We start from the raw sequence: 19,091 nt of genomic DNA on the forward strand, positions 1-19,091 counted from the left end.
TTTTCATGGGAGCCACGGATGAGACAACAACCCCGATCCTCGCCGGTGGAAATCCGTGTCCATCCGTGGCTGATCGAGCCTTCCTATAACACCCCGTCGCCCGCAGGGTTGAAGCGGCATGGGTCCGATGGTAGCGTGCGCAAATCCTCTGCTCATCCGTCTCGTATAACCCCCCGGAGGTTTTTATGCGCGCGCTGCTCGCCCTCATCCTCTCGGCTTTCGCCGCCCTCGCTTCCGCCGAGACGACCCTGCGGGTGAGCGCCATTCCCGATGAAGCCCCCACCGAGCTTCTGCGCAAGTTCGAACCCTTGGGCAAGTATCTGGAAAACGAGCTGGGAATGAAGGTCACCTTCGTCCCGGTGACCGACTATGCTGCCGTAGTGGAAGCCCTGGCTGCGGGGCGAGTGGATCTCGCTTGGCTCGGCGGCTTCACCTTCGTGCAAGCGCGGCTGCGCACCGGCAACGCCCTCCCCATCGTCCAGCGCCAGGAGGACGAAGCGTTCACCAGCAAGTTTGTGACCGCCGCCGGCAGCGGCATCCAGGGGCTCACGGACTTAAAGGGGCGCACCTTCGTGTTCGGCTCTCCTTCGTCCACCTCGGGCCACCTGATGCCGCGTTATTACCTGATGCAAAACGGTATCCACCCGGAGAAGGACTTCAAGCGCGTCGCCTTCTCCGGGGCCCACGACGCGACCGCCGCCTGGGTCGCCGCGGGCCGGGCCGACGCCGGCGCCTTGAACGCCTCGGTATGGGAAAAGCTCGTGGAATCGGGGAAAGTGGACCCGGCCCAGGTCCGGGTGTTCTACACCACGCCCCCCTATTACGACTACAACTGGACGGTGCGGGGCGACCTGAATCCAGCCCTGGTGAGGAAGCTGACCGACGCCTTCCTGAAACTTGACCCGAGGAACCCGGCCCACAAGGAGATCCTCGCCCTCCAGCGGGCGACCCGCTACGTGCCGACAAAGCCGGAGAACTACCAGGGCATCGAAGCCGCCGCCCGGGCTGCGGGGCTGATTAAGTGAGCCTGCGCCTTGCGCAAGTGGAGCTGCGCCACCCGGGCGGTCGGGTCGCCCTGCGGGGCGTGAGCTTGCGGATCGAGCGGGGAGAACGAGTCGCGGTCATCGGCCCCTCGGGAGCCGGGAAAACCACCCTGCTGCGCATCCTGGCCACCAGTTTGAAGCCCACGAGCGGGCGGGTGGAAATCCTGGGGTCCGACCCCTGGCGCCTTAAGCGCCGGGCACTTCGGAGGCTGCGCACCCGCATCGGCATGGTGCACCAGTCGCCCCCCCTCCCGCCCCGGCAGCGGACCGTAACGGCGGTGCTGGCCGGCCGCCTGGGCCGCTGGCCCTGGTGGAAGGCCTTGGCCTCCCTCGCCTATCCCGTGGATATTCCCGGCGCCCGGGCGGCGCTCGCGCGGCTGGACCTGGCCGAGCGCCTCTTCGACCGCTGCGACCGGCTCTCCGGGGGCCAGCTCCAGCGAGTGGCCGTGGCCCGCCTGCTTTACCAGCAGCCGGACCTGATGCTGGCCGACGAGCCGGTCTCCTCCCTGGATCCCGTCCTGGCGGATCGGGTGATCGGGGAGCTGCAGCGGGATGCCCAGGCCCGGGGCGTCGTTTTGCTGGCGAGCCTGCACGCGGTGGATCTGGCCCTGCGCTGGTTCCCCCGGGTGATCGGCCTCAAAGACGGAGAGATCCTGTTCGATCTGCCGCCGGTGCGGATCACCGACGGCCTGCTGGAATCCCTCTACGCCGGGGAGACCCCGGTCCCGCCCACACAGGACGGGCGTCCCCTCCCCGCCCCGGTCCGGGGCATTGCCCGCAAGCCCCTATGTTATTGAGCCCGCCTGACCGGGACCTGGCGGCGCTGCCCCGGCTCGCCGCCACGGTGCTGCTCCTTGCGCTGCTGGTGCCCGGGCTGCGCTGGACCGAATTCGACCCGGGGGTGTTCTTCGACGCCCGCCAGCGGGAGACCATGGGCCAGTTTTTCGCCCTGTTCCTGCCCCCCGCCCTGGACGCCGAGTTCCTGCGCCTCACCCTCAGGGCCACCCTGGAAACCCTGGCCATGGCCACCGCCGGCACTTTTCTGGCCATGGTGATCGCCTTCCCCCTCGCCTTCGCCGTGGCCCGCAGCCTTTCCATCTCCCGCATCGGGCCCGGTCCCGGCCGGCGGCTGGGCCAGGCGGTGCGGGGGAGCTTGCGGCTGCTCCTGGCGGTGCTGCGGGGGGTGCCGGAGATCGTGTGGGCCCTCCTCCTGGTGCGGGCGGTGGGCCTGGGCCCGGCGGCGGCGGTGCTCGCCATCGCCGTGAGCTACGGCGGCATGCTGGGCAAGATCTACGGGGAGATTTTCGAGTCGGCGGACACCCGCCCCGCCCGAGCGCTGCTGGAGGCGGGCAGCGGGCGCCTGGGCGCTTTCTTCTACGGCGTGCTGCCCGCGGCGGCCCCCGAGGTCGTGTCCTACAGCGTTTATCGCTGGGAGTGCGCGGTGCGGGCCTCGGTCATCATGGGATTCGTGGGCGCGGGCGGCCTCGGTCAGCAGATGGAGCTGTCGATGCGCATGCTGGAAGGGGGCGAGGTGTGCACCCTGCTCCTCACCTTCCTGCTCCTGGTACTCCTGGCGGACGGCGTGAGCGCGATTCTGCGCAGGGCGGTGGCATGAGAGGGGAACGCTGGCTGGCGGGGATCGGGCTGGCGGCCGCCGTCGCCCTCTCCTTCGGCGCCTTGTCCCTGAACCTGCAGGCCCTTTTTTCCCCGGAGGCAGCCCGGCAGATGCTCGCCTACGCCCGGGGCTTCTTCCCGCCGGATCTCTCGCTCCCCCTGCTGCGGCAGGTCGCCCGGGGGATCGGGGAGACCCTGGCCATCTCCGCCGTAGGGACGTTGCTGGCCGTGCTCGGGGGGCTCGCCCTTTCCCTCCCGGCCGCGGGACGCTTCGGGCAGCTCCTTCGGCTTCCCTCCCGGCTCTTGCTCAATTTCCTGCGCTCGGTGCCGGAACTGGTCTGGGCGGCCCTCATGGTGCTGGCGGCGGGGCTGGGGCCCTTCGCCGGCACCTTGGCCCTGGCCTTGCACACGAGCGGGGTGCTGGGGCGACTCTTCGCCGAGACCCTGGAGAACGCACCCCCGGAGCCCGCCCGGGCGCTCAAGGAAAGCGGCGCGTCCCCGGCGCTGGCCTTTCTCTACGGGACGCTGCCCGGCGTCTTCCCCCAGCTCGTGGCCTACGCCCTGTACCGCTGGGAGATCAACATCCGCATGGCGACAGTCCTGGGATTCGTCGGCGCCGGCGGGCTGGGACAGATGCTCTACGTGTCTTTGAGCCTGTTTCAGCAACAGCAAGCGCTTACCCTCATCGCCGCCATGCTCCTCCTGGTGGTCGCCGTGGACGCCGCCAGCGCCTTCCTGCGGCGGCGTCTGCTGCCTGCCGGCGCCTGAGAGCCCCTTGTCGGACCGCTCCGGCTGACCCCCGATCCGGGGTTTTCCCCCATCCTGCAGAAGCGCTATTCTTAAAAAATAACGACGGACAGGCTCAGCCGGGTTTCTCCCCGCTGAAACGGTCGCGCATTTGCTGCAATGCAGTATAATCGGCCGTTTCCGTGCCGCTAACGATTCCAAGGGAGTGCGCAGATGAACAAGCCCTTCGAGTATCCGCCGGGCGTCGAAATCACAGCCCCGATTTCTCCTGAGTTCGCCGAAATCCTGACCCCCGACGCGGTCGCCTTCGTCGCCAGGTTGCAGCGGGAATTCGGCCGGCGGGTACAAGCGCTGCTGGACGCCCGGGCCGAGCGGCAGGAGGCGTTCGATGCCGGCGCGCTCCCCGATTTTCTCCCCGACACCCGGGAGATCCGGGAGTCGGAATGGACCGTCGCCGCACAGCCTAAGGATCTCCTGGACCGGCGGGTGGAGATCACCGGGCCCACCGACCGCAAGATGGTGATCAACGCCCTCAATTCCGGCGCCTCCACCTACATGGCGGACTTCGAGGACGCCAACTGTCCCACCTGGCACAACATGGTGGACGGCCAGCGCAACCTGCGGGACGCGGTCCGGCGCACCATCACCTTCGACCAGGCAGGCAAGCACTACCGGCTGAACGACAAGACCGCCGTGCTCCTGGTGCGGCCCCGGGGCTGGCACCTGGTCGAGCGGCATATGCGGGTGGACGGCCAGCCGGTGTCCGGCCCCCTGTTCGACTTTGGGTTGTTCTTCTTCCACAACGCCCGGGAGCTCATCCGGCAGGGCACGGGACCCTACTTCTACCTGCCCAAGCTGGAAAGCCACCGGGAGGCGCGGCTGTGGAACGACGTATTCAACTGGGCCCAGGACGCCTTGGGTATCCCCCGGGGCACCATCAAGGCCACGGTGCTGATCGAGACCGTATTGGCGGCCTTCGAGATGGACGAGATCCTATGGGAGCTTAAGGAACACTCCTCGGGCTTAAACATCGGCCGCTGGGACTACATCTTTTCCTGCATCAAGAAGTTCCGCTCCAACAGGGACTTCTGTCTGGCCGACCGAGCCAAGGTGACCATGACCGCCCCCTTCATGCGCGCCTATGCGCTGCTGCTGGTCAAGACCTGCCACCGTCGCGGCGCGCCGGCCATGGGCGGCATGGCGGCCCAGATTCCCATCAAGGACGATCCCAAGGCCAACGAGGAGGCGCTGGAGAAAGTCCGGCAGGACAAGATCCGGGAAGTGACCGACGGCTGCGACGGCACCTGGGTCGCCCATCCGGGCCTGGTGCCGGTGGCCAAGGCGGTCTTCGACCAGTACATGCCCAAGCCCAACCAGTACGACAAGCAGCGGCCCGACGTGCAGGTGAGCGCTCGAGACCTGCTCAACTTCCAGCCGGAGAAGCCCATCACCGAGGCGGGCCTGCGCAACAACGTCTCGGTGGGCATCCAGTACCTGGGGGCCTGGCTTTCCGGCAACGGCTGCGTTCCCGTGTTCCATCTCATGGAGGACGCCGCCACCGCCGAAATCGCCCGCTCCCAGATCTGGCAGTGGATCCGCTCCCCCAAGGGAGTGCTGGAGGACGGCCGCAAGGTGACCAAGGAGCTATTCCGCAGCCTCCTCGTCGAGGAGCTGCCCAAGGTAAAGACCCACCTGGGAGAGGAAGCCTGGAACGCCGGCCGCTACCAGGAAGCCGCCCGGCTGTTCGACCGGATCACGGCGGACGACCACTTCGTCGAGTTCCTGACCCTGCCCGCCTACGAGCTGATCGACTGAGGGCCGCCCTTCGCCCCTTCTCCCGGGTGGCCTAAAATAAAAACGGACGTAGCGCAGCCAACAACAAGGGAGGCGGCATGAAAACCGTCAGGCAGCTCCTCGAAGCCAAGGGGCATCTGGTCCTCACCATCTCCCCGGACGCCACCGCCCGGGAAGCGATGAAACGTATGGCCGAGCACAACGTGGGGGCGCTGATCGCGGTGGAGGACGGCAAGCCCGTGGGCATCGTGTCCGAGCGGGATTTCGCCCGCAAGATGTTCCTGCTGGAGAAGCCGCCCCGGGACATCCTGGTGAAGGACGTGATGAGCGCGCCGGTGATCTACGTGCGGCCGGATCAGACCAACGAAGAATGCATGGCACTGATGACCGACAAGCGGGTGCGCCACCTTCCCGTGATGGAAGGGGACCGGCTGATCGGCGTCATCTCCATCGGCGACCTGGTCAAGGACACCATCTCCGAGCAGGAGTTCATCATCCGCCAGCTCGAAAACTACATCATGAGCTGACGGCCGGACGTCCTTCCCCGTCCGCTGCTTGCTAGGTCGCGCCTCGAACGTAAAGACGAAGGGCGCGCCGGAGGAAGGGGAAGTCTGCCTGGCTTCCACGCCGCTCTTTCTTGCCTTCGGTCAATGGCTGGCTAGCCGCTGACCCCTATTCTGCTCCCTGCTCCAGGCAGCCAGGATATTTCACCAAGACACCCCGTCGGATGGGAGAGATCGACGCCTTCATCGCTTCGCCCTGGATGATCTGGGCGGTCCTGGTGGTCGCCGCGGCCGCCTGGATACACGGCGTCATGGGCATGGGCTTCCCCTTGATCACCCTCGCCCTGATCGCTCTCGTCACCGAGCTGAAGACCGCGGTGATCCTCACGGTGCTGCCCAACATCGCCGTCAACCTTTACCTGATCGCCAAGGGGGGCCGCTGGGGCGAGAGCCTGGGGCGCCACTGGCGGGTGGCCGTGTACATGCCCATCGGCGCCGTGCTCGGTACCAAGGTGCTGCTCGCCGTGCCTGCCGAGCCGCTCAAGCTCCTGCTGGCCTTCATGATCCTCGTCTATCTCAACATGGCGCGGCTACGGGAGTTCTCCTGGGACTGGCTCAAGCGCGCCCCGCGCACGGCGGAGGCGAGCGTGGGCCTCTTCGCCGGCTTCTTGTCGGGCACCGTGAGCGTTTCCATCCCGCCCCTGGTGATCTATTTCATGGCCATGGGCCTCGCTCCCACCGCCATGGTGCAGATCATGAACTTGTGCTTCGTCTTCGGGAAGGGGACCCAGGCGGCGACCCTCGCCGCTACGGGCGAGATCACGCGCTTAGTCGTCTTTGCCACCGTGCCGCTCACCCTGCTCAGCCTCCTGTTTCTCGTCTGGGGAACGCGGGTGCGCAGCCGCGCCCACACCGCGACCTATTACGGCTGGCTCAACAAGACCCTCTTCGCTATGGCGCTCCTTCTGATCCTGCAGGTGCTCTACGCCTGGTGGAGCCGTTGATTCCCTATCGGGTCCAACCGCCGCCCCAGCCCTTCGCCCGCCGCTCCAGGGCAAGTGCCCCCGGCATCGGTCTTTTTCTTCCGATCGAGGTAGATCGCGTTGCGCCCCTGTGATTAGAATCGGACCGGCAGGAGCAGCGTTTCCCGTTCGAGCAGGGGAGGAAGAATATGCCGGTGATGCTCATCGTGTGCGACCCCGCGGCCAACGCCGGGTCCGCCCTGGAGGCGGCCGTCGCCGACCACGACGGCGTTCAAATCATAGAGGGCTGTTTCCTCATCAAAACCAGGGAACATCCGCGGGTGTTGGCCGGCATGGTGGAGCAGCATCTGCCCGGCGACACCACCTTCTACGTGTTCGAGCTGGACGGCCGCTACGACGGCTTCGGGCCCGTCGACGTGAACAAGTGGCTCAGGAAAAACCTCAAGAAATGACGGGTTCCCCTCCGCCCGCCAGCTTGTAACAAAAAATTCATCCGGGTGTAACGGGTTCATGGTTGCGCTTTGTGCACGGCCTCCCAGTCCGGAATATAGACGAAGCGCCACTGGATATAACTCGTCGCCCCGGAAAAGCCCGCCAGCGCCGGCGGAAATCCATCGGTCTTGATCGGCGCGCGCTCCGAGCGACTGTAAACGCCCATGATGCGCTTCCCGGGTCCGCGCACCAGCCCCCAGTCCCGGCTGCCCGTGATCGGATCCCTGAACTTCTTCCTGAGATGACGGCGCGCGACGGGATGGCGCTGGTCCAGGATCAAGTCGTCCAGGCTCGGCGGGAACTCCTTGGCGGCGCCCGGCGTCGCGTGGAAATAGCTCGCGATGGCGCGGCGATACTGCTCGCCGACGAAGAGCAGCTCCCGCTCCTTTTCCCGGCGTGAGGCGGTCTCCCACACCACGCCCGCCGACGCCAGGCCGATGCCCACCAGCGCGACGGCGGCCAGGACGCCGGCGTAGGTGAACCCGCCCCCGAGACCAAAGCGCCGCTCACCAGTCCCCATAGGCCGTGCCGTCCCGGGCGCGTCCCTCGGCACCGCTCTTCACGTCGAGGACGCCGCCCGGGCTCGAGGATCCGCCGGCGGGCACGAGCACGATCCAGGTGTCGGCTTGCCCGGTGACGGGATCCAGGGGAATGCGGCGCAAGTATCTCGCCTCCACCAGGTCCTCCAGGGAAGGAGGATAGCGCCCCCGGTCGGCGTAGTACTGATCGATCGCCTCCCGCAGGAGGAAAAGATTTTCCTTGAGCACCGCTTCCTTCGATCGCTCGAGGCTGCCGAAGTATCTCGGGGCCGCAATGGAGAGGAGCAGCGCCACGATGGCCAGCACCACCAGCAGCTCGATCAGGGTAAATCCAGGAAAACAGGCATCCGAAGGGCGAAGCGCCAAGACCCGCTGCGCGCCGCCGGTTCGCTCACGACCCGCCCCTGGCGCTTCACCACTCGCGATACGGAATCCCATTCAACCCCACTTTTTCCGACCGGGAGTAGACATCGAACACGTCGTCGCCTTCCGCCGGCGCGTCGGGCGGGCTGGCGTAGCTGCGCTTGCCCCAGGTTTCGGCCGCGGACAGACCCGCGTCGTCGCCCATCGGATCCCGCGGCACGCGCCGCAGGAAGTAGATTCTTTTCTTCTGCGGGTCCTTCGCGTCCTCGACGCCGGAGACCAATACCTCCAGCGACGGCGGGTAGCCCGAGGCGTGCGCCTTCTTCGCGACCCGACCCTGGTCCACGGCGTCTTTGTAGGCGTCGATGGCGCCGCGGATTTCCCGCAGGGCCCGGCGCAGTTCCTGCTCCTTGCCGCGCTGGACGGAAACCTCGGCGAGGGGCAGCGCCACCGAGGCGAGCAAAGCGACGATGGCCACGGTGATGAGCAGCTCGATGAACGTGAACCCGCGGGCGGCGAATCGCGAGCGGCGGGCAGCGGATGCCCCGGCCCTCGTCCGTGCTGGATTCTCTCCGTTGCACGCGCCGTCCATGTTCCCTCACGGGACCAGCGCGAGCCGCACCGGCGCGAGATCGGCCGCCGGCACCGGATTGCCGCCCTCGTCGGTGACCAGCACCCGGTCGAAGGAAAGCAGGGTCGCGCCTCCGTCGGTCCCCAGGGCAATAAATTGGAACTGGGCCGCCGCCGGACCGCCCGCCTCCCGCGCAAGGGAGATGGAGATCCGGCCCGGCGCCGGCGCTGAAGGGGCGGCGGGTCCGGCGCCGCCGGCCAGCCCGCCCGGTTCCGTCTGCACTCCGGAGGCGGGCGTGACCGGCGACAGCACGCCAGGGTCGTATACCAGCTCCAGCGTCGCCGCCGCAACGGTGGGGGGCAGGGCCACCGCCACCGTGAACGGCTGCCCCACGCGCACCTGGCTCGGCGCCGTCACGACAAGGGCCGCGGGCGCCGGGGGCAGCACCGGCACTGGAGCTTCTCCCGGCGGGGACAGCGCAGGCGCCGCTGCGCCGCCGGGAGCGCGGGACGCGAGGGAGAGGCCGCCCGGCGCCGTGCCTTGAACCGTCAGCGGCGCGGCCCCCACCGCCGCGTCGGTGCCGGATGCGAACTCGGTCAACCGCAGCTCAGGACGATCGAGGTTGCGCACGATGCGCGGCGTGATAAGCAGAACGATCTCGGTCTTCTGATTGTTTTCGTTGCTGCTCGAAAAGAGCTTCCCCAGGACCGGGAAGTCCCCCAGGCCCGGCAGCTTGCTGACCGTGCGCCGGTCATCATCCTGAATGAGGCCCGCCAGCACCTGGGTCTCGCCGTCGCGCAGCCGGAGCACCGTGGTCGCCGTGCGCCGCCCCAGCCGGAACGCCAGCGCGCCGGCGAACTCGATGGTTTCCAGGATGTTGGAGACTTCGAGCCCCACCCTGATCGCCACCTCGTCGCCCAGGTGCACCGTGGGCTCCACCTCCAGCGTCAGGCCCACGTCCAGATAGCTGATGTTGGACGACACGCCCACGTTGGCGGTCGAGGTGGTGGTCACCACGGGCACCTTCTCGCCGATCAGGATCTTGGCCTTTTCCCGGTTGCGCACCCGGATGCGGGGATTGGCCAGCACGTTGGTCTCGCTGTCCTGCCGGCGCAGGTTGACCACCGCCACCGGGTTGGCGACGAAGGCCTTGAGGTTCAGGCCGCTGTCGAGCACCACGTTCTGGGGCAGGCCGGATATCCCGATGGCGGTACCGGTGGCGGGATCTGCGCTCGCGCCCGGCACGCCCACGTTCATCCGCTCGGGATAGCGGATACCCAGCTCCTGGAGCTTTCCCGTGCCCACTTCCAGTACCTCCACCTCCAGCATGACTTCCGGCTCGGCCAGATCCTGAAGGGCGACCAGCCGCTCGACGAGGCGCACCGCCTCCGGCGTGTCCTTCACGACGAGGAGATTGAGCTTCTCGTCCACGAAAACGTCCCGGCTCTTCGCCACTGTCTTCACCAGGTTCTGCGCCAGCTTCGCGTCGGCGTTGGCGAGATAGAACGTGCGCACCACCAGCTCCCGGTACTCCTTGAGCTTCGCCGGCGTGTTGGGGTAGATGAGCAGCGTATTGTCGTTGAGCACTTTGCGCTCGAGCTGGTTGGTCACCGCGATCAGCTTGATCACGTCGTCGATGGACGAGTCGCGCACGAAGAGGGTGACCTTCGTGTCTTGCCGCACGTCCTTGTCGAACACGAAGTTGACGCCCGCGGTGCGGGCGAGCACCTCGAACACGCTCTTGAGCGCCGCTTCGCGGAACTCCAGGGTGACCGTCCGTGCGAGCGCGCCCTTGAGGCTCGCCGGCACGGTCCCGGCTTCCGGCCGGTGCCGGCCGATGGCCGCCATGAGCCGCCGCGCCTGGCGGTTGCCGGGATTGATCGAAAGCACCGAGCGGGTCGCGGCCTCCGCCGCCGCCACGTCTCCCCGAGCCAGCGCCTGCTCGGCCTGCTCCAGCCTTCTCGCCTGCTCGCGCTGGGAGGCAATCCGCTGGAGGCCGGCCTGGGCATGGGCGTTGCGGGAATCGATCTCGAGGGCTCTGCGATAGGCGGCTTGCGCCTCCTCCAGCCGGCCCCAGTCCAGGTCGTAGTCCGCCTGGGTGAGGAGCTGGGCCAGCGCCGCTTCCCGCTGCCGGCGATAATAGTCGTTGACCCGCTTGTCGCCGGGCGCTTCCTGGGCCGCCTGCTCCAGTTTCTGCAGGCCCGCCATCGTGTCCCCCCGCGCCAGCAGCGTCTTGCCCTCCTCGAAGGCCGGGTTCGAGGCGCACGCCGCAAGCAGGACAGCCGCCGCCCAGATCGCCACGATCCATCCGGGCTTCATTCCATGCTCCCGATGGAGAGCGTCTGCCGCTCGTTCAAGGGAAGATAAGTCAGCACCAGCGCGCCCGCCCGGATCGCGTCGACCCGGTACGTCCCGTCGATGGTGTCGCCCATCTCGACCACGTGATTGCGCTCGCCCGCCGAGAGGAAGACCACGATCCGGTCGCCCTCGATCAGCTTGCCCATGTAGGCGAACGGAAGCGGCGGCGGTCCCGGCCTGGGCGCGGGCGCGGCGGGCGCCGGCCGCGGCGACGGGAACGCCCACGAGCGGCTGGCGAACAAGTCGCGCCCTCCGTCCATCTTCTCCACCTCCCGCCCGAGCCGGTCGAGATCCAGCGCCGGCGCTCCGGCGGCGGACCGCGCAAACGGGCGGCGCTCGGGTACGCTCGCCTCGGCCACGCCCGCTTCGGCGCCGCCAGGCGGTTCGAGCCCGAACGCGAGGAAAAGCGCCGCCGCCAACGCCAGCGCCAGAAGCGCGGCCCGGGTCTTCCTCGCGAACTTCACGGCCCCTCCCGCAGGTACAGGGTGAGCCTCACCCGCGCCTCCACGGTGGAGGCGCCCACGTTCTCCCGCTGGAGCGCGAAATCGTCCAGCACCGCCGCGGGGAGCGCCTCCAGCACCGCGTTGACGAAATCGCGCACGTCCCCGTAACGGCCGCTCAAGGGCAGCAGCACCTGATAGCGGGCGAGCTTGAAGTCCCGTTCCTGCACCAGCTTGTATTCCCCCGACTTGAGCGCGAGGCGCCGGGCGCGGGCGGCGTCGAAGATGCGCGCGAGCAGCGCCGGCGCCGCCGTCACCGGCGGAAAGTAGCCGTAGAACTGCTGCAGCTTGTCCCCGGGGCTGGCCTGTCGCGCCGCGCCGCTTGTCTCCGTGGCCCCCAGCGCCTGAGCAAGCGATTTCACCTCCGCCTCCAAGGCTCGAGCCTCTTCCCGCATGGGCGCCACCGCAGTGACGTAGGTACCCGCGGCCAGCGCAAGGAGCGTAAAACCCGCCAGACCCACGCCGCCCAGCCGGTCCAGTTCGCGGCGGCAATACCACAGGATCCGATTCAGCGAGGCGCCGTCCATCGTCCCGTCACCGTGAATCCCACCGGCCGCCCTCCACCCTCGTCCTTCACCGCGTGGCTCGCCAGCATCGCGTCGAAAAGAGTCTCCGCGGCTTCGAGCCGCGCCACGAACGCCAGCACCGCCGCCAGGTCCTTCGCTTCGCCCTCGAGCCGGAACGCGCGCTTTTCCGCATCGGACTGGACTGACAGGAGCGCTACGGTCTCGTCCGCCGCGCCTTCCAGCCCGTGGAACAGGGCATTCCACGGGACCGCGATGCGCTCGATCACGTGGTTCGCCTGCTGGATCTCCCGGCGCGTTCCCTCGGTCACCGCGGCGGGGACGGCAAGGGGAGCCCCCCGGCGCTGGGACAGCCGCTTCATCTCCGTCACGGCGTCCTCCATGGCATCGCGCCACCGGCCCGCCTCCACGTACGCCGCCCCCACCGCGAACACGGCCGCCAGGCCCGAGACGAACAGTCCCCACGCGGCCAGGCCCGGCGAGCGGGTAGACTTCAAGAAATCCAGGCGCAGGTCCGGTTTCACGGCGCCCCCGTGAGGGCAAGGCGGGCGCAGCCGCCGTCCATGCCCGCGTCGAGGGACCTCAGGGTGAGGCGGGTGCGCCGCTGCGATTCGGCCGGCTCGCCCGGCGCGTACCAGTAGACCGGAGCGTCCGTGCCGATGCCTTCTTCCAGGAGCGCCCAGCGCTGGATCAGCGCCTCCAGCTCCGCGACCGGATCCTGCGTCACGCGCACGCTGTGGAACCCCCGCAGGCCCGCCCCATCCAGGTACGCGACGCTAACGCGCTCCGCGTCCAGGACGGCGAACCAGACGGCCTCTCCCCTGAGCTTGCCGCGGCAGCGGCGATAGGCAGCCGCGAAGCGGGGTTCCAGTGCGCGCAGCCTCAACCGGGCCGCCGCCGCAAGCTGCTTGATCCGATCGATGAGCTGCCGGTCCACGGCGGCCACCAGGAACGCCGACCCGTACCCGCCCCCGTCGACCCGCAGCACCCACCCGTCCACCCGCTCGCCATGCACCATCCGCAGTTGCGCCGCGGCGGCCCGCTCCAGCTCGTGCGGCCCCGCGATCGCCTCGCTCCAGGGCAGAATGCCATAGCGGACGAAGCGGTCCGAAAGAACGACGCGGGCAGAGGCTCGCCGCCACCGCGACCGCGCAAGCGCCTGCTCCAGCGCCGTGACGGCCGGCGCCCACGGCGTCGCGCCTACGTCGGGCGCGCAGGCGAGCGCCTCGCACTCCACGGTGCGCCGCCTCATGCCGAAAGGCGCCCGGGCCAGGAGCACCCGCTCCGGCGCGAGGGCGATGTGCAATTCTTCAGGCCACCAGCGTGACACGGTTCGCCTCCTGGAGCGTCGTGATCCCCTGGCGCACCAGGTCCACCGCCGCTTCCCGCAGGAAGCGGGTCCCGGCCCGCCGGGCGGCTTCCTTGAGGCGGCGCACCGGCGTGCGGGCGACGATCAGCTCCCGCAGCTCGTCATCGAGCATGAGCAGCTCGGCGATGGCGCGCCGGCCCCGGTAGCCGGTGCCGCGGCACTGGCCGCAGCCCTTTCCAACGCGAAAGCGGAAAGCGGACGCGGCGGCGGGATCGAGCCCCGATTCCCGCAGGAGCGCTTCGCCCGGCCTCTCATCCATCGCGCAGGCGCGGCAGGTGAGCCGCACCAGCCGCTGGGCGAGGATGCCATTCAAGGCGGAAACGAAGCTGTAGGGATCGACCCCCATGTGGGTAAAGCGGCCGATCACGTCGAACACGTTGTTGGCGTGGACCGTGGTGAACACCAGGTGGCCGGTGAGGGCGGCCTGCACCGCGATCTGGGCCGTCTCCGGGTCGCGGATCTCGCCCACCATGATCTTGTCCGGGTCGTGGCGCAGGATGGAGCGCAGGCCCCGGGCGAAGGTGAGGCCCTTCTTCTCGTTCACCGGAATCTGCAGCACGCCGGGAAGCTGGTACTCCACCGGGTCTTCGATGGTGACGATCTTGTCGTGGCCGCGATTCACCTCGGAAATCGCGGCGTACAAGGTGGTGGTCTTGCCGCTGCCGGTGGGGCCAGTCACCAGCATCATGCCGTAGGGCTCGTTGGAGAGGCGGCGGATCCCCCGACGGGAGGGCTCGTCGAAGCCGAGGGCGTCGAGAGTAAGCCCGGCGAGCTGGTCGGTGAGGGCCTGCTTGTCCAAAATGCGCAGCACCGCATCCTCGCCCAAGATGCTGGGCATGATGGAGACGCGGAAGTCGATTTCCCGGCCTCGCACCGTGGCCTTGAAGCGGCCGTCCTGAGGCACCCGTCGCTCGGCGATGTCGAGCTCCGACAGCACCTTGACGCGGGAAATCGCCTGCTCCGCTAGCTCGTTCCCGGCCACGGTTCCCATCGCGGTCAGCACCCCGTCCACCCGGTACTTGATGGCGAGGCCCGTCGCGGTGCTTTCCAGGTGCACGTCGCTCGCCCCGACCTTGAGGGCGTCGTAGAGGGTCGAGCGCACGAGTTTTACCACCGGGCTCGAGTCCTGGCTGATGCTCCTGAGGGACAGGTCCTCGACGCCAGGGGCCGCAGTGGCACCGTTCTCCGCCCTGGCGAGCACGCCGTCCATGGCGCGCAGGGTCTCCTCGTGGCGGGCGAGGTACGCGGTCACGTCCGCCCGGTGGGCGAACCGCCAGGAGAAGGCCTGCGCGAGCCGCTCTTCCGCCCACGGGCGGAGCGTCTCGTCCAGGGGGTCCGCCACCACCAGCACCGGGGCACCATCTTCGTCGGTGAACAGGATGCACTCCCGGGCGAGCGCTTCGGCGTAGGGAAGCCGCTCCCATTGGGGTGTCCACCGGTGCAGATCGTCCATGGTGGCCACCGCCATCCTGAGCGCCGCGGCGAGCGCCTGCGCGAATTCGGTGGGTGCGAGCCCCGCCAGCTCCTCCAGCGCCTCCATCAGCCGCGCGCCCCGCGCTTCGGCAAGGGCCCTCGCGTTCCGCACCAGCGCGGGCGTGATGAGGGATTGCAGCGGTGCGCGGTCCACGTCCATGACGCTACTGGATGCTCCCCGCCAGCTCGAAGATGGGCATGTACATGAGCCACACGATCACGCCGATCACCAGCCCGATCGCCGCCATGAGCAACGGCTCGAAGAGCCGCGTGAACCATTCCACCCAGCGGGACATTTCCTCGTCGTGGAACTCGCCGATGCGCTCCATCATCTCGCCCATGGCCCCGGTGCGCTCGCCCACCTGGAGCAGCCGCTCGGCCACCGGCGTAGTGAGGCCATGGATCTCCATCGCCTGCGACAGGGGAACGCCCTCGCCGATCGCCCGGGCCGCGCGCTCCAGCCTCGCGCGCAGCGGAGGCTCCAGCAGTCCGCCCGCCATGCCCAGGGCGCCGACAACCGGCGTGCCGCCCTTGAGCAGCATGCCCACCGTGCGATACAGACGGGCGAGCTGGTACACGCGCATCCGTTCGCCCGCAACGGGCAGCTTTCCCAGCCAGGCGGCCAGCCGTGCCCGCGCGCCCCGGCGGGTCAGCCTGTAAAGGGTGCCGCCCAAGGCGGCGAACAGAGTCATCAGCACCAGCGCCCCGTGGGCCTCGACCACGCGGCCCCACTCGAGGAGCAGGCGCGACAGCCAAGGGAGCCTCGCGCCCGCGTCCTCGTAGATGGCGCTGAACCGGGGTACCACGTAGCCCAGGAGGAACAGGGTCACCAGCGCCCCCACCGCCAGGAGCAGCGCCGGGTAGATGGAGGCGTTCACGATGCGTTTCTTCACGTGATCCACCCGGCTCTGGTAGATCACGTAGCGGGAAAGGGCCTCGGGAATGTTTCCCGTGCGTTCGGCGGCCCTCACCGTCGATACGTAAAGCGGTGGAAATGCTTCTGGCACCGACGCCATGGCCGCCGAGAGGGGCTGACCCTCCCGCAGCCGCGCCAGTAGCGCGGCGATCACCGCGCGGTGCTCGGCCTTGCGCTCCTTCGCGCTCAGCGCTTCCAGCGACTCGACCAGGCTCAAGCCCGCGTTGAGCAGCGCGAGCAACTCTTGGCTGAAGAGCGCCAGGGGAAACCTCGGCCTGAAACCCTCAGCCAAGTGCCGGAGACGAACCCGGCGTGCGGTGGAAAGGACGACATAGCCCTGCGCCGCCGCTTGGGCCGCCGCGTCCTGCTCGTCGGCCGCTTCGAGGCTCAATACCACGATCCCGGCGGAGGGCTTGAGGGCCTTGACCTGAACGTCCATCGCCCGCGCTACCAGCTCACGAGGTCAGCCGCCTCCCCGCTGCCGCCCGGCTGGCCGTCCTTGCCCCAGGAGGCGAGGTCGTATTCGCCGTGCTCGCCGGGCGAGCGGTAGAAGTAGGGCCGCCCCCAAGGGTCCGCGGGCACGCCCTTCTTGAGGTACGGCCCGTCCCAGCGCGGCTCGTTTTCGGGGCGCCGCACCAGAGCTCCTAACCCTTGCTCGCTCGTGGGATAGCGCCCCACGTCCAGGCGGTACTGGTCCAGCGCCTTGCCGAAGGCTTCGATCTGGACGCGGGCCGTCTTCGCTTCCGATTTGCCCACCTGGGAGAAATAGCGCGGCGCCACGAATCCCGCCAGCAGGCCTAGGATCACCATGACCACCAGAAGCTCGAGGAGCGTGAAACCCGCCCGCCGCGGCCTGCGAAGAGCGAGGAGAGAAGCGTGCACCATGAGAGCGTACCGTCCGCCCGCGTCATCGGAGCGGCGCCGCCGGGCGGCGGGCAAGGGGCAAAGCGCCCGCTTCCATGGCGCCCCCGGGAGAAGCGGTTCAGGCGGCATAGACGTAGAGAGGTTTCGACCCATGATCCAACCCGTAGATGCGACGAACGGCGGTCGGGGCTGCGGCACGCGGAAACAAGCCTCAGGCTAGGGCTCTCACGTTACAGCCGCGTGACGCCGGCCCGCCGCAGACCTTCATGCCCTGGCACCCCTACCGGAAATCGTCAGATGTCGGCCTCCATGCCTATTCCAGAATGCCCAGCACGGCGCCGGAGAGGGCGATCACCGGTGCCCCCCGATCACGCCCCCGTCCTCGCGGGTGATCACGATGGTGGCCGAGCGGGGCCGGGCGTTGCGGTCTGGCCAGTCGCTCACCTCCGTGGGCGAGCTCTCCCAATCCTCGCCGGGGTGCTGGATGTTGACGAACATCGCCTTGCCGTCGGGCGTCATCGTGACGCCCGTCACTTCGCACCCGCGGGGGCCGGTGAGGAAGCGGCGCGTCTCCCGGGTGAGGGGATCGGCGGCCAGCATCTGGTTGGTGCCGATGCTGGCGTTGACGCCGCCCGGGTCGTAGCTCGACGCTTCCGTCGTCGCGTCGGTCTGGATCCACAGGCGCCCGTCCGGATCGAACCACAGGCCGTCCGGGCTGTTGTACAAGTCCCCGTTGATATTGCTCGCCGGATCCACCGCCGGATCGCCGGCGAGGGCGAAAATGTCCCAGGTGAACGTGGTGGCCGCCGGGTCGCCGCCCGCCTCGTTCCAGCGGATGATGTGACCGTAGATGTTGGGGCCGCGCGGGTTGGCGGCGTCGGGCCCCGGGTTGCTGCCGGTGCCGCGGCGGCTGTTGTTGGTGAGGGTGCAATAGACCGCCTTGGAGAACGGGTGGACCGCGATCCACTCGGGGCGATCCATCCTGGTGGCGCCCGCCGCGTCCGCCGCCTGGCGGGTGCGGATGCAGATCTCGGCCAGGCTCCAGCCGGCCAGGGCCGGGTTTTTGGGCGAGAGCTCGAGCCACTGGCCGGTGCCGTCGGCGTTGAACCGGGCGACATAGAGCGTTCCCTCGTCCAACAGATCCATGTTGGCGGATCGATGCTTCGGGTCAAACTTGCGCTTGCTCACGAACTTGTAGATGTACTCGAAACGCTCGTCGTCACCGGTATAGACCACCGCGTGGCCGTGCTTGGATAGCACCACCTCGGCGTTCTCGTGCTTGAGCCGCCCCAGGGCGGTGCGCTTTTTCGGCGTGCTCCTGGGGTTGAACGGGTCGATCTCCACCACGTAACCGAAGCGGTGGGGCTCGTTGGGATTGGCGGTCAGCTCGAAGCGTTCATCGAATTCGTGCCAGCGGTACCCGAACCCGGCGGCGCTGAGCCCGTAGCGCCTCTGGTCGCCGGTGCGGGCATCGTTGAAGCCCGGCACCGCGCTGCTGAAGTACCCGTTCCAGTTTTCCTCGCACGTGAGGTAGGTGCCCCAGGGGGTGTGGCCGGAGGCGCAGTTGTTGAGGGTCCCCAGGACGGTCACGCCGGCGGGGTCGGCTGCGGTTTGCAGCAGCGGGTGGCCGGCCGCGGGGCCGGAGAGCTTCATGGGAGAGTTGCCGGTCAGCCGGCGGGCGAAGGGAGAGGGGCGCTTCAGCGACCACTTGCCCATGCGCGGGTCCTTCCACACTTCCACCACGCTCACGCCGTGGGCGTTTTGGGATTTGCGGATTTTTTCCGGGGACCAGTGGGCGGTGCCGTCGGGAAAGAGAAGGCCCTGATCCACGTACTCGTGGTTCACGCACAGGAGCCCTCGGCTGCGGCCGCGGGGGCCCGGGAACGGGAAAAACCACATGCCATCGTGGTGGGCGCCGGACTGCAGCGCCTGCTCCTCGGCGCTGTTGCTGGCGTCCCACTTGAACTCGGGCTGTCCGGGAGGCAGCCCGACGATGCCGATGGGATCGCCCCACGCGAACAGGACCTCGTAGCGATAGCCCGGGGGAAGGCGCACGTCGTCCACCAGGCCGTTGGCCAGGGTGTTGGGCGCGATGCCGTCGAACCCGATCCCGCCGAAATCCTGGCGGGGAGGAAGGGAGGCCGCGCCGGCATCCGGGACGGGAGCCAGGGCCGGGAGCCCGAGAAAGCCGAGGGCGGCGCCCAGGCCGCCTTTGAACACCCGGCGCCGGGTGAGGTTGACCTCAAGGATGTCGCCGAAATAGTCGTTGCCGGAGGGATTACAGACTTGCTCTTCTTCGTGCCGACGCATGAAGCATCTCCTCGATGGGCTGGTTGAGAAAAATGGGAACTCGAAGCGCTGACGGTGCGGCATCCCGGTCGAGCGGCGAGGAGGAGGCTAAAGGGGGAATGTTGCGTCTTTAAAGCCGGAATGTTGCA

General features: G+C 68.5%; 20 protein-coding genes. 8 read left to right on the forward strand and 12 right to left on the reverse strand.

Going from position 1 to position 19,091, the window contains the following annotated elements; translation table 11 throughout:
- Positions 1–185 precede the first annotated feature (185 nt).
- From ACTFO6_RS02150 to ACTFO6_RS02185, 8 genes are all read left to right on the forward strand, one after another.
- Positions 186–1,025: a putative selenate ABC transporter substrate-binding protein gene (locus tag ACTFO6_RS02150; protein WP_439932806.1), complete on the forward strand. Its 840-nt coding sequence runs from the start codon at positions 186–188 to the stop codon at positions 1,023–1,025.
- Entirely contained in the window at positions 1,022–1,840 is an 819-nt protein-coding gene (locus tag ACTFO6_RS02155; RefSeq protein ID WP_439932807.1) for a phosphonate ABC transporter ATP-binding protein, read from the forward strand. Before ACTFO6_RS02150 ends, ACTFO6_RS02155 begins: the two co-directional genes overlap by 4 nt.
- Entirely contained in the window at positions 1,831–2,658 is an 828-nt protein-coding gene (locus ACTFO6_RS02160; protein ID WP_439932808.1) for a PhnE/PtxC family ABC transporter permease, read from the forward strand. The genes ACTFO6_RS02155 and ACTFO6_RS02160 overlap by 10 nt, the downstream gene beginning before the upstream one ends.
- Positions 2,655–3,425, forward strand: a complete 771-nt coding sequence (gene phnE / locus ACTFO6_RS02165) for a phosphonate ABC transporter, permease protein PhnE (protein ID WP_439932809.1) — start codon at positions 2,655–2,657, stop codon at positions 3,423–3,425. Before ACTFO6_RS02160 ends, phnE begins: the two co-directional genes overlap by 4 nt.
- 192 nt (positions 3,426–3,617) lie before the next feature.
- Positions 3,618–5,219, forward strand: coding sequence for a malate synthase A (gene aceB, locus ACTFO6_RS02170; protein WP_439932810.1), 1,602 nt, complete (start codon positions 3,618–3,620; stop codon positions 5,217–5,219).
- Between the two features lie 77 nt (positions 5,220–5,296).
- Positions 5,297–5,725 (forward strand): CBS domain-containing protein, encoded by a 429-nt coding sequence (locus ACTFO6_RS02175; RefSeq protein WP_439932811.1) that lies wholly within the window; start codon positions 5,297–5,299, stop codon positions 5,723–5,725.
- A 200-nt stretch (positions 5,726–5,925) separates the two neighbouring features.
- The gene (locus ACTFO6_RS02180; protein WP_439932812.1) at positions 5,926–6,705 is read left to right on the forward strand and encodes a sulfite exporter TauE/SafE family protein; all 780 of its coding nucleotides are present in this window, start codon (positions 5,926–5,928) and stop codon (positions 6,703–6,705) included.
- Between the two features lie 167 nt (positions 6,706–6,872).
- A complete protein-coding gene (locus tag ACTFO6_RS02185) occupies positions 6,873–7,136 on the forward strand; it encodes a hypothetical protein (RefSeq protein WP_439932813.1) in 264 nt (87 codons plus the stop codon).
- A gap of 56 nt (positions 7,137–7,192) precedes the next feature.
- On the opposite strand, the gene ACTFO6_RS02190 is transcribed toward ACTFO6_RS02185, so the two are convergent.
- From ACTFO6_RS02190 to ACTFO6_RS02245, 12 genes are all read right to left on the reverse strand, one after another.
- A complete protein-coding gene (locus ACTFO6_RS02190) occupies positions 7,193–7,696 on the reverse strand; it encodes a type II secretion system protein (protein WP_439932814.1) in 504 nt (167 codons plus the stop codon).
- Entirely contained in the window at positions 7,683–8,081 is a 399-nt protein-coding gene (locus tag ACTFO6_RS02195) for a type II secretion system protein (RefSeq protein WP_439932815.1), read from the reverse strand. The genes ACTFO6_RS02190 and ACTFO6_RS02195 overlap by 14 nt, the downstream gene beginning before the upstream one ends.
- Before the next feature lie 46 nt (positions 8,082–8,127).
- Positions 8,128–8,670, reverse strand: a complete 543-nt coding sequence (locus ACTFO6_RS02200; RefSeq protein ID WP_439932816.1) for a type II secretion system protein — start codon at positions 8,668–8,670, stop codon at positions 8,128–8,130.
- Between the two features lie 6 nt (positions 8,671–8,676).
- Positions 8,677–10,968: a secretin N-terminal domain-containing protein gene (locus tag ACTFO6_RS02205; RefSeq protein WP_439932817.1), complete on the reverse strand. Its 2,292-nt coding sequence runs from the start codon at positions 10,966–10,968 to the stop codon at positions 8,677–8,679.
- Entirely contained in the window at positions 10,965–11,471 is a 507-nt protein-coding gene (locus tag ACTFO6_RS02210) for a hypothetical protein (protein ID WP_439932818.1), read from the reverse strand. Before ACTFO6_RS02210 ends, ACTFO6_RS02205 begins: the two co-directional genes overlap by 4 nt.
- Positions 11,468–12,034, reverse strand: a complete 567-nt coding sequence (locus ACTFO6_RS02215) for a hypothetical protein (RefSeq protein ID WP_439932819.1) — start codon at positions 12,032–12,034, stop codon at positions 11,468–11,470. The genes ACTFO6_RS02210 and ACTFO6_RS02215 overlap by 4 nt, the downstream gene beginning before the upstream one ends.
- Positions 12,016–12,555 (reverse strand): hypothetical protein, encoded by a 540-nt coding sequence (locus ACTFO6_RS02220; RefSeq protein ID WP_439932820.1) that lies wholly within the window; start codon positions 12,553–12,555, stop codon positions 12,016–12,018. The genes ACTFO6_RS02215 and ACTFO6_RS02220 overlap by 19 nt, the downstream gene beginning before the upstream one ends.
- Positions 12,552–13,361: a hypothetical protein gene (locus ACTFO6_RS02225; protein WP_439932821.1), complete on the reverse strand. Its 810-nt coding sequence runs from the start codon at positions 13,359–13,361 to the stop codon at positions 12,552–12,554. The genes ACTFO6_RS02220 and ACTFO6_RS02225 overlap by 4 nt, the downstream gene beginning before the upstream one ends.
- Complete coding sequence (locus tag ACTFO6_RS02230; RefSeq protein ID WP_439932822.1) at positions 13,342–15,033, reverse strand: GspE/PulE family protein; 1,692 nt, start codon at positions 15,031–15,033, stop codon at positions 13,342–13,344. Before ACTFO6_RS02230 ends, ACTFO6_RS02225 begins: the two co-directional genes overlap by 20 nt.
- A gap of 4 nt (positions 15,034–15,037) precedes the next feature.
- Positions 15,038–16,228, reverse strand: coding sequence for a type II secretion system F family protein (locus tag ACTFO6_RS02235; RefSeq protein WP_439932823.1), 1,191 nt, complete (start codon positions 16,226–16,228; stop codon positions 15,038–15,040).
- An 8-nt stretch (positions 16,229–16,236) separates the two neighbouring features.
- Positions 16,237–16,674 carry a type II secretion system major pseudopilin GspG gene (gene gspG, locus ACTFO6_RS02240; RefSeq protein ID WP_439932824.1) on the reverse strand — a complete coding sequence of 146 codons (438 nt, stop codon included), beginning with the start codon at positions 16,672–16,674 and terminating at the stop codon, positions 16,237–16,239.
- 330 nt (positions 16,675–17,004) lie between these two features.
- The gene (locus ACTFO6_RS02245) at positions 17,005–18,963 is read right to left on the reverse strand and encodes a PhoX family protein (RefSeq protein WP_439932825.1); all 1,959 of its coding nucleotides are present in this window, start codon (positions 18,961–18,963) and stop codon (positions 17,005–17,007) included.
- Positions 18,964–19,091: the final 128 nt, after the last annotated feature.

Origin of the sequence: Pelomicrobium sp. G1 (genome assembly GCF_051905455.1) — a bacterium.
Lineage (GTDB): Bacteria > Pseudomonadota > Gammaproteobacteria > Burkholderiales > UBA6910 > Pelomicrobium.